The organism is uncultured Microbacterium sp., assembly GCF_947489255.1.
Taxonomy (GTDB): Bacteria; Actinomycetota; Actinomycetes; order Actinomycetales; family Microbacteriaceae; genus Microbacterium; species Microbacterium phycohabitans.
In genome coordinates this window covers 579694-592243 of record NZ_CANLCY010000004.1, presented here as the reverse complement: position 1 = coordinate 592243, position 12550 = coordinate 579694, and the positions used below count along the sequence as shown (strand labels likewise).

The following is a 12550-nucleotide window of genomic DNA, read 5'->3' as shown; positions in this document are numbered from 1 at the left end:
CGTGCCGTGTCCGACGACGTCGCGACCGCTGGGCGCCGAGGTCAGGCCGGGCGTGCGACGGCGTCCCATCGCGGCGCCGACGACGCGTTGACCGCCGCCATGGCGAGCACGAGCATCGCCGCCCCCGCGGGGAACAGCATCGCCGTGGCCACCGACACGTTCTCGGCGATCGCCCCGGTCACCGCCGACGACACCGCCTGGGCGAGGGTCAGGGCCGAGGCCAGCAGGGTCATCGTCGAGGCGGTGCGTCCACGCGGGGCCCGGTGCCCGGCGAGACTGAACAGCGTCACGAGGGAGGGGCCGACCCCGATGCCCATCAGGCACAGCACGATCGTCACCGTCACCACGGATCCGCCGACGGTGTAGGCCCCCGCTGAAGCGGTGAGGATCGCGGCGAACAGCACCAGGCGCCAGCGCAGGGCGAAGCGCGCGGGCAGGGCGGCGACGGCCAGGGCGAGCACCGCCGAGCCCACCCCCATCACGCCGTACAGCAGTGCCCCCGCCTCGGGCGCCCCCTGCGCCTCCATGAACGCGGTGAGCGAGGTGAGGGTCGAACCGAAGAACAGTCCGACGCCGAACACGGCGGCGATCAGCACGAGCATGCGCGGGTGCAGGACGTCGCGAAAGGGAGCCATCTCCTCGCGCTCCGACCGCTCGGGCACGGCCCGCCCGGTCGGGTGCAGCGCGAACGCGGTGACGAAGACGAAGCTCAACACGGCGGCGCCGACGATGGGCGCCCAGGGTGCGACGAGGGCGGCGAGCACGCCGACGACGAAGGGGCCGATCACGAACGCGGTCTCGTCGGCGGCCGACTCATAGGCCATGGCGCGCGAGAAGGTGCGCTCGCGCCGCTCGGGACGCACCCGGTCGCCGATCAGCGCCATCACGCGACTGCGCGACATCGCGGCGGTCTGCGGACCGGTGAGGCCGATCGCGGTCGCGACGATCAGCAGCAGCGCCTCGCCCGGAGCCGACGCCACCACGAGCGGGAAGAGCGCGAGCAGGATGCCGTTGGCGAGCCCCACCGGCACGAGCACGCGCCGCTGACCGTACCGGTCGGCGAGATCGCCCAGGACGGGGCCTGCCACCACCACGCCGAGCCCGACGGCCGCCGACGTCAGCCCGCCGAGCGCCACGGAGCCGCGCAGCGCGACCACGATGGCCAGCACGCCGACGGTCATCATCGCGAAGGGCAGGCGGGCGACGAACGCGACCGGGAAGTACCAGAAGCCGGTGTGGTGGATCAGCGAACGGTCGACGACGACGGGGGCGGGGTGGTGCATGAGGATCTCCGGGGCGTGGGGCAGTGCCGCCTTGCCGGTCCGGTAGGTAGATGCACGAGGTGCGGCGGGCGAACCCGCGCGATCAGTCTACCGAAAGGCCTCGACCGGGGGCGGGTCAGCCCACGATGGCGGCGATCGCGGCAATCACCGAGGCGAGGGCGAGCACGAGGGCGATCGCGATCAGCACGGTGTGCACGATGAGGAACGCCGTCGGCTTGCCCGCGGCATCCCGCGCCCGGGGGTCCTTCGCGATCCGCGGGTAGAAGCGCGGCCAGACCACGGCGTTGAAGACGGCGTTGGCGAACAGCAGCACGATCAGCAGGGGTTCCACGCCTCGAGCCTAGGCGCCCGCGGCCGCCCGTCGCGCAGCGGGACTACCGCGCGCAGTCGATGCACAGGCGCGCGAAGGGCCGGGCCTCGAGGCGGGCGTCGGCGATCGACCGACCGCATCGCTCGCACACCCCGAAGGTCCCGGATGCCACGCGCTCGCGCGCGGCGCGGATCTCGGCGCGCTCGCTCTCGGCGCCACGGCGCAGCGCGTCGACCTGGGCCCACTCGCCCGACAGCGTCGACCCCTCGGGGTCGTGCTCGTCGTCGGCGGTCGCGTCCGCCCGATCATGGCGGAGACTCTCCTCGTCGGCGTGGAGCCGCTCGAGGCGATGGGCGATCTCGCGCTCGCGCTCCTCGAGCATGCGCCCGGCGGTGTCGGCATCCATCCTCCGACGCTAGCCCCCTGCGCGGGCGCCGGGGCTGCGGCAGGATCGCGGCATGAGCGAAATCCGACGCCACTGGACGCCGACGGCCGTCGCGTTCCTCGTCCTCTCCGTCGCCGGCCTGGTCGGCACGTGGACCTTCAACGCCTTCGCCATCGTGCAGATGCGCGACTTCATCGGCGACCTCGTCACGAGCGGCCCCGCGGTGTCGTCGATCACGGTCGACCTGCTGGTCGTCGCCGTCGCCGGGAGCATCTTCCTCATCGTGGAGGCGCGGCGGCTCGGCATGCGCTTCGCGTGGCTGTACATCGTGCTGTCCGGCGTGACCGCGTTCGCCTTCACCTTCCCGCTGTTCCTGGCGATGCGCCAGCGCCGGCTCACCGCCCTCGCCCACACGTGAGTCGCCGGAAATCGTCGCCTCCCGCCGGGCGGAAGCGACAATTCCTGGCGACTCACGCGCGGGACGCGAGCCACCCGCGGAACGCGACTCAGGCGCGGGACACGGGGTCAGCGCGCGGCGAGGCCCTCGCGCAGGCCGTCCACGAGCGGGGTCGTCGGACGACCGATGAGGCGCGAGAGCGTGCCGTCGGTCTGCGACAGGGCTCCACGGGCGATCGCGTCGTCGATCCCGGCGACGAACGCCGCCGTCCCGGCATCCAGTCCCGCCTGCTGCAGGCCGGCCGTCAGCTGCTCCGTTGTGACGGCGACGTAGGTCACCGGGCGGCCGAGCACCTCGGTCGCGGCCTCGGCGAGCTCGTCGTACGTCCACGCCACGTCTCCGCCGACCTCGAGCGTGCGTCCGGCGAGGTCGTCCGTGGTGAGCGCGATCGCGGCGGCCTCGGCGTAGTCGCGGCGGCTCGCGCTGGCCACCCGCGCCTCCCCGGCGGCGGCGACGATCTCTCCCGTGTCCGCGGCGCGGGCCACGGCGTCGAGGTAGTTCTCGGTGTACCAGTTGTGGCGCAGCACCGTCGCCGACAGTCCCGAGGCGGCGATGGCCTCCTCGGTGGCCTTGTGGTCGGCACCGAGCGCGTAGTCGATCTCGTCGACGCGCGGAGCGCTGGTGTAGACGAGTCGCTCGACGCCGGCCTCCCGCGCCGCGTCGATGACGTTGCGGTGTCCGGAGACGCGGTCGGCATCGGTGCCCGAGATCAGCAGCACGCGGTCGACGCCCCGGAAGACCGGGGCCAGCGTCTCGGGGCGGGAGTAGTCGAGCTCGACGACGCCGACGCCGCGTGCGGCGAGGTCGTCGACCTTGGCGGGCGTGCGCGCGCCGGCCACGATCTCGGATGCCGCGATGCCGCGCTCGAGCAGGGCGTCGACGACGAGGCGGCCGAGGTGACCGGAGGCGGCGGTGACGAGGAGGGTCATGGGAGTGTCCTTTCGGTGGGTACGCGGGGTGAAACCCGCCTCTCGACGATGCATTCCGGAATGTCGGTACCCACTTTCTGGTTAGGTACTCACATGAGCGTCAGTCTTGCCGATCTGCGCGGGCGCAACCCCGAGATCTTCACCGACGGGTGTCCCACCCGCACCGTGCTCGACCACGTCATGGGCAAGTGGGGCGTCCTGGTGCTCCTCGCCCTGTCCGACGGGACGCAGCGCTGGGGAGTGCTGCGCCGCAACGTCGCGGGGATCAGCGAGAAGATGCTCGCCAGTACGCTCAAGACGCTCGAGGGCGACGGTCTGGTGCTCCGCACCGCCTACCCCGAGGTGCCTCCCCGCGTCGAGTACGCCCTGACCGATCGCGGCCGCGACCTCATGACGCGGGTGATCCCCCTCATGGAATGGGTCGCCGACAACGCCGACGACATCGTCGCGCGGAGGGACTGACCGGTGCGCATCCCCGCCCTGCGCACGATGCGCGACAGCTTCACCGTCCGCGCCCCGCGGCGCGTCCCCCTGCTGCAGGTGACGAAGTCGGCCATCGCCATCGTCGCGGCGTGGCTCGTCGCGGGCTGGCTCGTCCAGGGTCCGCCGCCGATCTTCGCCGCGATCGCGGCGCTGCTCGTCGTCCAGCCCAGCATCAACCAGTCCTTCACCCGCGCCGTCGAGAGAAGCGTGGGCGTCATCGTCGGCGTGCTCATCGCCGCTCTTCTGGGCCTGGTGTTCGGGTCGCAGCCGTGGGTCGCGCTGCTCTCGGCCGGCGTGGCGCTGGCGGTCGCGTGGGCCGCCCGCATCTCCCCCGGCGCCACGAATCAGATCGCCATCAGCGCTCTCCTCGTCCTCGCCCTCGGCACCGCGACCCCGAACTACGCCCTCGACCGCGTCCTCGAGACGCTCATCGGCGCCGCGATCGGCATCGTCGTCAACGCCGTCCTCGTTCCGCCCGTGCTGGTCCCCGCCGCGCGCGAGAAGGTCGACGTGCTCGGACGCGAGCTCGCCGCGGCCCTCGAACGCCTCGCCGACGCCCTCGAGACGCCGCAGACCCCGGCATCCCTCGAAGGACTCCTGCTCGAGGCGCGGTTGCTGCGCCCGGTCCGGGATGCCGCCGCCGACGCGATCCGCGACGGCGCCGACTCCCTGGCCCTGAACCCGCGCAGCAATAGGCATCGCGCAGACCTCGCCCAGATGGGCGCGCTGATCGACCGCTTCACCCCCGTGGTGACGCAGACGGTCGGGATGACGCGCGCGGTCTACGACGGCTACGAGAACTCGATCGTCGACGAGCCGGCCGTCCGCGCGATCGCCGAGCAGCTGCACCGGGCCGCCCACGACGTGCGCCTCGCGTTCGCCCTCGACGCGGGCCCCGAGCGAGCGGTCGACACCGAGCCCGCCCTCACCCGCCCCCTGCAGATCCAGACGCCGTCGACGCTGCACTGGGTGCTCGTCGGCTCCCTGCTCATGGATCTGCACCGCGTGCACGAGACGCTGCGCGAGCGCGAGGATTGAGCCGCACGACATCCTCGCCCTCTCCGCAAGCCCCCTGAGGATCGGGGCTCTTCGGGCCCCACCGGCGTCCCGCGCTGGTTGACTGGGCGCATGGGTACCGCGATGTTCCCCCTCGGAGCCGTCCTCTTCCCGCACACGCCTCTCGCTCTGCGGATCTTCGAGGAGCGCTATCTCGTCATGCTCGGGCGCCTCCTGGATGAGACCGACCCCGCCTTCGGGGTCGTGCTCATCGAGCGCGGGTCCGAGACCGGGGGCGGCGACCAGCGTTTCGCCCTCGGCACCATGGCGCAGCTCAGCCACGTCGTGCCCCAGGCGGGCCAGATGCAGATCGTCGCGCGGGGGACGGAGCGCTTCGAGATCGTCGAGTGGCTCGACGACGCGCCGTACCCGCGCGCCGACGTCCGCGCCCTCCCCGACCTCGAGTGGAACGACGCGCTGATGCCGCTGCTCGAGGAGGCCGAGCGGATCGTGCGGCGCGTGCTCGGTCGCGCCCAGCAGTACGGCGGCACGCGATGGGACCCCGAGGTCGAGCTGTCGGAGGAACCACTCCCGCGCGCCTGGCAGGTCGCGGCGATCGCTCCGCTGGGCGAGCTCGATCAGATGGAGCTCCTGCGCTCCGAGACGCTCGGAGGACTGCTGCGCGCGACCATCGACCTCACCCTCGCCGCGGAGCCGCTGCTGAACGACCCGGTGCCCGACGGGGTCATCGTCGTCGACGAGGACGACGACGAGGCCTGAGCCAGCGCGTCCGCATACCGGAGGCGGTCGGATGCCGCGCGTGCAGCCGGACGGGCATCGGATGCCGCGCGTGCGAACCGTCGGGGATCGGGATGCCGCGCCTCCCGGCCGGGATGCCGCGCGTGCGGGCCGGCAGCCACCGGATGCCACGCGGGATACGACGGAGCCCGGAACACCGCCGTCGCGGCATTCCGGGCTCCGATATCGCGGTCAGTTCAGTTCGCGGACCGTCGACGGGATGACCCCGTCGCCGTAGAGGTCGATCGCGAGGTCCTGGAGCGCCGTCAGGGCGACGCGCTGGGTCTGCGGGCCGTAGGAGATGCGGGCCACGCCCAATGCCTCGTACTCGGCGGCCGTGAGATTTCCTGGAACGCCGATGACGCTCAGCTTGCGCTCTCCGAGCCCCTCCACCAGACGCCGGGTGGTGTCGGCGTCGAGCTTGCCGGGCACGAACACCGAAGTCGCTCCGGCCGCGAGGAAGGCGCGGCCGCGCTCGACGGCATCCGCGATCTTGTCGTCGAGGGGCCGATCGGCGCCCTTCAGGAACACGTCGGTGCGCGCGTTCAGCGCGAAGGGCACGCCCTCGGCCTCACCGGCGGCGATCACCGCCTCGACGGCGGCCACGGCGTCGGCGAGCGGCTTGACCCGGTCCTCGACGTTCGCCCCCACCACGCCCACACCGATCGCCCGACGCGTCGTCTCGCCCGGGTCGCCGAAACCGGCATCGAGATCCGCGCTGACGGGGACGTCGACCGCGGCGACGATGCGCCCGACCATGTCGAGCATGAGCTCGACGGGGATGTTCTCCCCGTCCTCATAGCCGAAGGTCGCCGCGATCGAGTGACCCGCGGTCGCGAGTGCCGTCGTCTCCGGCAACGCCGCGACGGCCTGGGCCGACACCACGTCCCACACGTTCACGACGCGCAGGATCTCCGGGGCCGTGTGCAACCGGACGAGGGTCTGCGCCCGCTCGGCGACCTCGCTCACTGGTCGCCTCCCGCGTGGTCGGCCACGATCGCCTCGGCGATGAGCGTGTCTCCCGCGCCGAAGCGGATGAAGCGCCCGATCGTCGCGGGCTGCACGAGAACGGCGGCGGCGACGGCAGCCACATCGGCGCGCGAGACCTCGCCCTTGCCCTGCGGTGCGGTGGTGATGCGGCCGGTCGGCGGGTCGAGCGTGAGCGTGCCCGGGCCGAGGATCGTCCAGTCGAGGTCGCTCGCGCGCAGGTGGTCGTCGGCGGCGAGCTTCGCGTCGGCGTAGGCGTAGAAGGAGTCGTCGGGGTCGATCCCGTGGTCGGGCGTCGAGCCGATCCACGACACCATCACGAAGCGACGCACCCCCGCCTTCGAGGCCGCGTCGACCGCGCGCTGCGCGGCGTCGCGATCGACGGCGTACGTGCGCTCGGCGCTGCCGCCGCCGGCACCCGCCGACCACACGACCGCGTCGGCGCCCTCGAAGGCCGCGGCCATCTCGTCGGTGTCGGCGTTCTCGACGTCGAGCACGAGGGGCGTGCCACCCGCCTGCTCGATGTCGCCGGCCTGTTCCGGATTGCGGATGACGGAGGTGGCCTCGTCGCCGCGATCGGCGAGCAGCCGCGCCAGGTGCAGCGCCACCTTCCCGTGTCCTCCGATGATCACGATGCGTTCCATGTCGCTGTCCTTCCACGTCGTCGGTCGACCCGGTTCGCCGTGCAGACACGCGCATCGGGATGCGCCGCGCTCACCGCGTCTCGACCGGGCTCGTGCTCGACCCTACGCAGCACCCCCGACACGCCCACGCGGGGTTGACGCCCCGCCCGCGGCACTCACGTCACGTCGCCGTCGACGTACACCCACCGCCCGCCGCGCCGCGCGAACCGGCTCCGCTCGATCAGCTCCCCGTCCTGCCCGGCCTGCCACCATCGCGCACGGAACGCCACCTCGGCGGCGTCCCCGTCCTCCACGGCATCCTCGATGACCAGGCCGGTCCAGACCGTGCCGTCGTCGAGGTCGATGTGCTCGGGCCGGGTCCGCGGATGCCACGACCGCACGAGGTGCGCCTCGTCACCGACCGCGAACGCGGTGTAGCGCGAACGCATCAGCCGCTCGGCGCTCGGCGCGGGGGCGCCGTCGAGGATCGGCGCGCAGCAGTCGGCGAACACGCCGCCCCCGCAGGGACACGGCGCCTGCGCCGCCGGACGAGTGGATGCCGACCCGAAAGACATCTCGCCACTCTAGGTCGCGCCGCCCGCCCTCCGCCGCCGCCGCCCACTCCCGGGCCGATCGCCCCGGCGCGCCTCCCGTGCCAGGATCGAGACCGTGACCGACCGCATCATGCTCCTCGACACCGCGTCGCTGTACTTCCGTGCCTTCTACGGCGTGCCCGACAAGGTGAAGGCGGCCGACGGGTCGTCGGTCAACGCGGTGCGGGGCCTGCTCGACATGATCGCGAAGCTCGTGATCACCTACCGCCCCACCCGTCTCGTCGCCTGCTGGGACGACGACTGGCGCCCGGCCTGGCGCGTCGACCTGCTCCCGAGCTACAAGGCGCACCGCGTCGTCGAGGCCGTCGCTGCGGGACCCGACGTCGAAGAGGTGCCCGATCCGCTCCAGGCCCAGATCCCGCTCATCCGGGAGGCCCTGGCCGTCCTCGGCATCCCCGTCGTGGGCGCGGCCGAGCACGAGGCCGATGACGTCATCGGCACCCTCGCCACGCGCGCCGACGCCCCCGTCGACATCGTGACCGGCGACCGCGACCTCTTCCAGCTCGTCGACGACGCCCGCGGCATCCGGGTCGTCTATACGGCGCGGGGCATGAGCAACCTCGAGATCGTCGACGACGCCGCGGTGGTGGGCAGGTACGGCGTGCACGCCGCGCAGTACGCCGACTTCGCCGTGCTGCGCGGCGACCCCTCCGACGGCCTCCCCGGCGTCGCCGGCATCGGCGAGAAGTCCGCGGCATCCCTCCTCGCGGCGCACGGCTCCCTCGACGCGATCCGTGCCGCCGTCGCCGACGGAACCGCGGGCACCCCCACGCAGCGAGCAAAGATCGCCGCCGCCGCCGACTACCTCGAGGTCGCCCCGACCGTCGTCCGCGTCGCCCGCGATCTGACGCTGGCACCCGTCGACGACCGGCTCGGCTCCCTCGACGAGGATGCCGCGACCGCCCTGGCCGAGCGCTGGAACCTCGGCTCGTCGATGAGTCGCGCCCTCGCCGCTCTGCCCCGCTGAGCTCAGCGCTCGCGTTCGAGCCATTCCCGCAGGCGCGGAAGCGGCCACGTCGTCACGATCCGCTCGACCGGCACCCCGAGGGCCTCGGCGCGCGCGGCGCCGTGATCGAGCAGCGACAGCTGACCCGGAGCATGCGCGTCGGAATCGATCGAGAACAGGCACCCCGCCGCGACCGCCTGAGCGAGCAGCTCGTCGGGCGGATCCTGCCGCTCGGGCCGCGAGTTGATCTCGACCGCCACCTGCGACTGCGCGCAGGCCGCGAACACGGCCTCGGCGTCGAACTCCGACGGAGGACGCGTTCCCCGCGCCCCCTCGACGAGCCGCCCGGTCACGTGCCCCAGCACGTCGACCCGCGGATCCCGCGCCGCCGCCACAAGTCGCTTCGTCATCGGCCCCCGCTCCATGCGCAGTTTGGAATGAGCGGATGCCACGACCACGTCGAGCGCATGCAGCAGCTCGTCCTCCTGGTCGAGGCCGCCGTCGTCGAGGATGTCGACCTCGATCCCTGTCAGCAGGGTGAACCCGTCGCCGCGGAATCCGCGGACGACCTCCATCTGCGCCCGCAACCGCTCGGGCGAGAGCCCGTTCGCCACCGTCAGCCGCGGAGAATGGTCGGTGAGCGCGAGGTACTCGTGCCCGAGCCCCCGGGCCGCGTCCACCATCGCGTCGATCGGGGTCAGTCCGTCCGACCACTCGCTGTGACTGTGCAGGTCGCCGCGCAGCAGGGGGCGCACCGTCGCCCCACCCACCGGCTTCGCCTCCTCGCGCAGCGCGACCAACCGCTCGGGCACCCGGCCTGCGAGGGCCTGCTGGATGACGGCGAAAGTGGAATCGCCGATCCCCGGGCGGCGGCGCAACCCCGGATCGCGCAGCTGCTCGTCGGTCAGTCCCTCGATCGCGGCGGCCGCCGCACGGAACGCCTTCGACTTGTAGCGCGACGATCTCTCCCGCTCGAGCAGGTACGCGATCTCGGTGAGCGCGTCGAGCGGGTCCATGCGCTACTCCGCCAGGTCCTTCGACGTCTGCACCCAGGCGTCGAGCTTCGCCGACGCCCGTCCGTCGTCGATCGCGGCGGCGGCATCCGCCATCGCCTCGGCGAGGCGCTCCAGGATCGGCCGCTGCACCTGGGCGGCGTCCTGGAACAGCCGGAACGACACCAGCCCCGCCGCGGCGTTCAGCAGCACGATGTCGCGGACGGGCCCGGTCTCCCCACCCAGCACCCGGCGGACCACCTCGGCGTTGTGATCGGGCGACCCGCCGAGCAGGTCGTCGATGTCGGCCAGCGGGATGCCGAGATCCCGCGGATCGAGGTCGTGCTCGTGCACGTCACCGCGGCTGATCTCCCACACGCGGCTGTGGCCGGTGGTGGTGAGCTCGTCGAGACCGTCGTCGCCGCGGAAGACCAGTGCGGTCGCACCTCTCGTGCGGAAGACACCCGTGATCAGCGGCACCCGATCGAGGTGCGCAACGCCCACGGCGTTGGCCTCGGCGCGGGCGGGGTTGCACAGGGGCCCCAGGAAGTTGAAGACGGTGGGCACACCGAGCTCGGAGCGCGTCGCCGCGGCGTGGCGGAACCCCGGATGGAACGCCGAGGCGAACGCGAACGTGATGCCGGTGCGCTCGAGCGTCTCGGCCACCTTCTCGGGCGTGAGGGTCAAGGCGATGCCGAGCGAGGACAGCACGTCGCTCGATCCCGACGCCGAGCTCGCGGCGCGGTTGCCGTGCTTCACGACGGGGACTCCGGATGCCGCCGCCACCACGGCGGCCATCGTCGACACGTTCACCGTGCCGTAGCGGTCTCCCCCGGTGCCGACGATGTCGAGCACCTCGGCGCGGACCGGCAGCGGCACGGCGGCCTCGAGGATCGCATCGCGGAAGCCGACGATCTCCTCGACCGTCTCGCCCTTCGCCCGCAGAGCCATGAGGAAACCGGCGAGCTGCGACGGCGTCGCCTCGCCCGCCATGACCTGTCGCATCGCCCACGTGGACTCCGACACGCTGAGGTCGGTGCCCGCGAGCAGCGAGGAGAGCAGATCGGGCCAGGTGAAGCGTTCCGCCATGCCATGATCCTTTCACACGCGTGTCGCGCTCACGCGCGAGGGCCGGGGCGATCGGAACCGCGTCCGTACCGGGGATTCCTTGCGGATTCTGAGGCTTCCCTAAGTCTCGACGATGGAATATCGCAGGGTCGGGATGGGAATATCAGCCCCCGGGATCGCGCATAATGGAACGGTGACGACCTCAGCGACGTATTCCCAGGCAGTGCGTGCCGTGAAGCGGCCCGACCCGGTCGCCGTGGGCACCATCGTGTGGCTGGGCAGCGAGGTCATGTTCTTCGCCGGCCTGTTCGCGATCTACTTCACCCTGCGCAGCACCTCCGCGCCCCTCTGGGCCGAAGAGACGCAGCTGCTCAACGTCCCCTTCGCGACCGTCAACACGATCATCCTCGTGCTGTCCTCGGTCACGTGCCAGATGGGCGTCTTCGCTGCGGAGCGGTACCAGCCGTACCGCACGGGCTCGCGCACCGGCTTCCTCAAGTGGGGAATGGTGGAGTGGTTCTACCTCACCTTCATCCTCGGCGCGGTCTTCGTGTCGGGTCAGGTGTGGGAGTACGCGACCCTGGTGGCGGAGGGCATGCCCATCAGTGCCAACCCCTATGCCTCGGCCTTCTACCTCACCACCGGCTTCCACGCCCTGCACGTGACGGGTGGCCTGATCGCCTTCCTTCTCGTCATCGGTCGCGCGTACGCCGTGAAGAACTTCGGTCGGAAAGAGATGACCACCTCGATCGTCGTGTCCTACTACTGGCACTTCGTCGACGTCGTCTGGATCGCCCTGTTCTTCGTCATCTACTTCCTCAAGTAAGAGAGCTGCACCACATGGCACGCGAGAAGAAGACTCGTCGGGCATCCGGTCGCCGGAGCCCCCTGGCCGCTGCCGCGCTGATCGGCATCGGCCTCCTCCTGACCGGAGGCGTCTACGCCGGCGCATCGGCCGCCATGGCCGCGACGTCGACGGTCCCCGAGAGCGAGGTGAACTCGGCGACCGCGGTCGACGAGGGTCAGAAGCTCTTCCAGGCGAACTGCGCCACCTGTCACGGTCTCGACCTCCAGGGCAGCCAGCAGGGCCCGTCGCTCTTCGGCGTCGGCGAGCTGTCGGTGCACTTCCAGGTGTCGACCGGCCGTATGCCGCTGCAGGCCCAGGGCCCGCAGGCTCCGGTGAAGCCCCCGCAGTTCACCGAGGAGCAGATCAACGCGATCGCCGCCTACGTGCAGTCGGCCGCCCCCGGACCGGAGTACCCCTCCGCCGACCTCGTCGACGGTGAGGGCGACCTGTCGCACGGTGCGGAGCTGTTCCGCATCAACTGCGCCATGTGCCACAACGTCGCCGGCGCCGGTGGCGCACTCACCGAGGGCAAGTGGGCGCCCGACCTGCACACGGTCACGCCCGTCAACATGTACGCCGCGATGGTCACCGGCCCGCAGAACATGCCGGTCTTCAACGACCTCAACCTCACCCCCGAAGACAAGCGCGACGTCATCTCCTACCTGATGTACCTGCAGAAGAACGACTCCCCGGGTGGCTACGCCCTCGGCTCGCTCGGTCCGGTCTCCGAGGGTCTCTTCATCTGGATCTTCGGTATCGGGGCACTCATCGCCCTGACCGTGTGGATCACGGCGAAGTCCAACTGACCGTCGTCTTCGACATTACGTAAACG

16 protein-coding genes are annotated in these 12550 nt (G+C 71.7%); 7 read left to right on the top strand and 9 right to left on the bottom strand.

Going from position 1 to position 12550, the window contains the following annotated elements:
• Nucleotides 1-41: 41 nt before the first annotated feature.
• The 3 genes from Q0818_RS13175 to Q0818_RS13165 all read right to left on the bottom strand — a co-directional run bounded on the left by Q0818_RS13175 (nucleotide 42) and on the right by Q0818_RS13165 (nucleotide 1999).
• A complete protein-coding gene (locus Q0818_RS13175) occupies nucleotides 42-1283 on the bottom strand; it encodes an MFS transporter (RefSeq protein ID WP_298875607.1) in 1242 nt (413 codons plus the stop codon).
• 115 nt (nucleotides 1284-1398) lie between these two features.
• On the bottom strand, nucleotides 1399-1614 hold the full coding sequence (locus tag Q0818_RS13170) for an SCO4848 family membrane protein (protein ID WP_298875604.1): 216 nt from the start codon (nucleotides 1612-1614) through the stop codon (nucleotides 1399-1401).
• Between the two features lie 43 nt (nucleotides 1615-1657).
• Nucleotides 1658-1999 (bottom strand): TraR/DksA C4-type zinc finger protein, encoded by a 342-nt coding sequence (locus Q0818_RS13165; RefSeq protein WP_298875601.1) that lies wholly within the window; start codon nucleotides 1997-1999, stop codon nucleotides 1658-1660.
• Nucleotides 2000-2051: 52 nt separating this feature from the next.
• On the opposite strand from Q0818_RS13165, the gene Q0818_RS13160 reads away from it, so the two are divergent.
• Entirely contained in the window at nucleotides 2052-2396 is a 345-nt protein-coding gene (locus Q0818_RS13160) for a DUF2834 domain-containing protein (RefSeq protein ID WP_298875598.1), read from the top strand.
• A 107-nt stretch (nucleotides 2397-2503) separates the two neighbouring features.
• Here the strand turns inward: Q0818_RS13160 and Q0818_RS13155 are convergent, their stop codons facing one another.
• Complete coding sequence (locus Q0818_RS13155) at nucleotides 2504-3364, bottom strand: SDR family oxidoreductase (RefSeq protein ID WP_298875597.1); 861 nt, start codon at nucleotides 3362-3364, stop codon at nucleotides 2504-2506.
• A 93-nt stretch (nucleotides 3365-3457) separates the two neighbouring features.
• Here Q0818_RS13155 and Q0818_RS13150 point away from each other — a divergent pair, with 93 nt between their 5' ends.
• The 3 genes from Q0818_RS13150 (at nucleotide 3458) to Q0818_RS13140 (ending at nucleotide 5623) form a co-directional block, all read left to right on the top strand.
• Nucleotides 3458-3826, top strand: a complete 369-nt coding sequence (locus Q0818_RS13150; protein ID WP_298875594.1) for a helix-turn-helix domain-containing protein — start codon at nucleotides 3458-3460, stop codon at nucleotides 3824-3826.
• Nucleotides 3827-3829: 3 nt separating this feature from the next.
• On the top strand, nucleotides 3830-4885 hold the full coding sequence (locus Q0818_RS13145; protein WP_316005211.1) for an FUSC family protein: 1056 nt from the start codon (nucleotides 3830-3832) through the stop codon (nucleotides 4883-4885).
• Nucleotides 4886-4975: 90 nt separating this feature from the next.
• Nucleotides 4976-5623: an LON peptidase substrate-binding domain-containing protein gene (locus tag Q0818_RS13140; protein WP_298875591.1), complete on the top strand. Its 648-nt coding sequence runs from the start codon at nucleotides 4976-4978 to the stop codon at nucleotides 5621-5623.
• A gap of 210 nt (nucleotides 5624-5833) precedes the next feature.
• Here the strand turns inward: Q0818_RS13140 and Q0818_RS13135 are convergent, their stop codons facing one another.
• The 3 genes from Q0818_RS13135 to Q0818_RS13125 all read right to left on the bottom strand — a co-directional run bounded on the left by Q0818_RS13135 (nucleotide 5834) and on the right by Q0818_RS13125 (nucleotide 7826).
• Nucleotides 5834-6610 (bottom strand): isocitrate lyase/phosphoenolpyruvate mutase family protein, encoded by a 777-nt coding sequence (locus Q0818_RS13135; RefSeq protein WP_298875588.1) that lies wholly within the window; start codon nucleotides 6608-6610, stop codon nucleotides 5834-5836.
• On the bottom strand, nucleotides 6607-7272 hold the full coding sequence (locus tag Q0818_RS13130; RefSeq protein ID WP_298875585.1) for an SDR family oxidoreductase: 666 nt from the start codon (nucleotides 7270-7272) through the stop codon (nucleotides 6607-6609). The genes Q0818_RS13135 and Q0818_RS13130 overlap by 4 nt, the downstream gene beginning before the upstream one ends.
• Nucleotides 7273-7427: 155 nt before the next feature.
• Nucleotides 7428-7826 (bottom strand): YchJ family metal-binding protein, encoded by a 399-nt coding sequence (locus Q0818_RS13125; RefSeq protein ID WP_298875582.1) that lies wholly within the window; start codon nucleotides 7824-7826, stop codon nucleotides 7428-7430.
• Nucleotides 7827-7920: 94 nt separating this feature from the next.
• Here Q0818_RS13125 and Q0818_RS13120 point away from each other — a divergent pair, with 94 nt between their 5' ends.
• Nucleotides 7921-8832 (top strand): 5'-3' exonuclease, encoded by a 912-nt coding sequence (locus Q0818_RS13120; RefSeq protein WP_298875580.1) that lies wholly within the window; start codon nucleotides 7921-7923, stop codon nucleotides 8830-8832.
• 2 nt (nucleotides 8833-8834) lie between these two features.
• Here the strand turns inward: Q0818_RS13120 and Q0818_RS13115 are convergent, their stop codons facing one another.
• Both Q0818_RS13115 and trpD read right to left on the bottom strand, forming a co-directional pair.
• Nucleotides 8835-9827, bottom strand: coding sequence for a PHP domain-containing protein (locus Q0818_RS13115; RefSeq protein WP_298875577.1), 993 nt, complete (start codon nucleotides 9825-9827; stop codon nucleotides 8835-8837).
• A 3-nt stretch (nucleotides 9828-9830) separates the two neighbouring features.
• Entirely contained in the window at nucleotides 9831-10892 is a 1062-nt protein-coding gene (gene trpD, locus Q0818_RS13110) for an anthranilate phosphoribosyltransferase (RefSeq protein ID WP_298875574.1), read from the bottom strand.
• A gap of 133 nt (nucleotides 10893-11025) precedes the next feature.
• Between trpD and Q0818_RS13105 the strand changes: the two genes are divergently transcribed.
• A complete protein-coding gene (locus tag Q0818_RS13105) occupies nucleotides 11026-11697 on the top strand; it encodes a heme-copper oxidase subunit III (RefSeq protein WP_298875571.1) in 672 nt (223 codons plus the stop codon).
• Between the two features lie 14 nt (nucleotides 11698-11711).
• Entirely contained in the window at nucleotides 11712-12524 is an 813-nt protein-coding gene (locus tag Q0818_RS13100) for a cytochrome c (protein WP_298875568.1), read from the top strand.
• The last annotated feature ends 26 nt before the right edge of the window (nucleotides 12525-12550 follow it).

Excerpts from the sequence above, each read along its gene's own strand:
- trpD (WP_298875574.1), bottom strand. The coding sequence starts at position 10,892 with ATGGCGGAACGCTTCACCTGGCCCGATCTGCTCTCCTCGCTGCTCGCG.
- Q0818_RS13155 (WP_298875597.1), bottom strand. The coding sequence starts at position 3,364 with ATGACCCTCCTCGTCACCGCCGCCTCCGGTCACCTCGGCCGCCTCGTC.
- Q0818_RS13165 (WP_298875601.1), bottom strand. The coding sequence starts at position 1,999 with ATGGATGCCGACACCGCCGGGCGCATGCTCGAGGAGCGCGAGCGCGAG.
- Q0818_RS13130 (WP_298875585.1), bottom strand. The coding sequence starts at position 7,272 with ATGGAACGCATCGTGATCATCGGAGGACACGGGAAGGTGGCGCTGCAC.
- Q0818_RS13150 (WP_298875594.1), top strand. The coding sequence starts at position 3,458 with ATGAGCGTCAGTCTTGCCGATCTGCGCGGGCGCAACCCCGAGATCTTC.
- Q0818_RS13140 (WP_298875591.1), top strand. The coding sequence starts at position 4,976 with ATGGGTACCGCGATGTTCCCCCTCGGAGCCGTCCTCTTCCCGCACACG.
- Q0818_RS13105 (WP_298875571.1), top strand. The coding sequence starts at position 11,026 with ATGGGAATATCAGCCCCCGGGATCGCGCATAATGGAACGGTGACGACC.
- Q0818_RS13125 (WP_298875582.1), bottom strand. The coding sequence starts at position 7,826 with ATGTCTTTCGGGTCGGCATCCACTCGTCCGGCGGCGCAGGCGCCGTGT.
- Q0818_RS13115 (WP_298875577.1), bottom strand. The coding sequence starts at position 9,827 with ATGGACCCGCTCGACGCGCTCACCGAGATCGCGTACCTGCTCGAGCGG.
- Q0818_RS13175 (WP_298875607.1), bottom strand. The coding sequence starts at position 1,283 with ATGCACCACCCCGCCCCCGTCGTCGTCGACCGTTCGCTGATCCACCAC.
- Q0818_RS13160 (WP_298875598.1), top strand. The coding sequence starts at position 2,052 with ATGAGCGAAATCCGACGCCACTGGACGCCGACGGCCGTCGCGTTCCTC.
- Q0818_RS13100 (WP_298875568.1), top strand. The coding sequence starts at position 11,712 with ATGGCACGCGAGAAGAAGACTCGTCGGGCATCCGGTCGCCGGAGCCCC.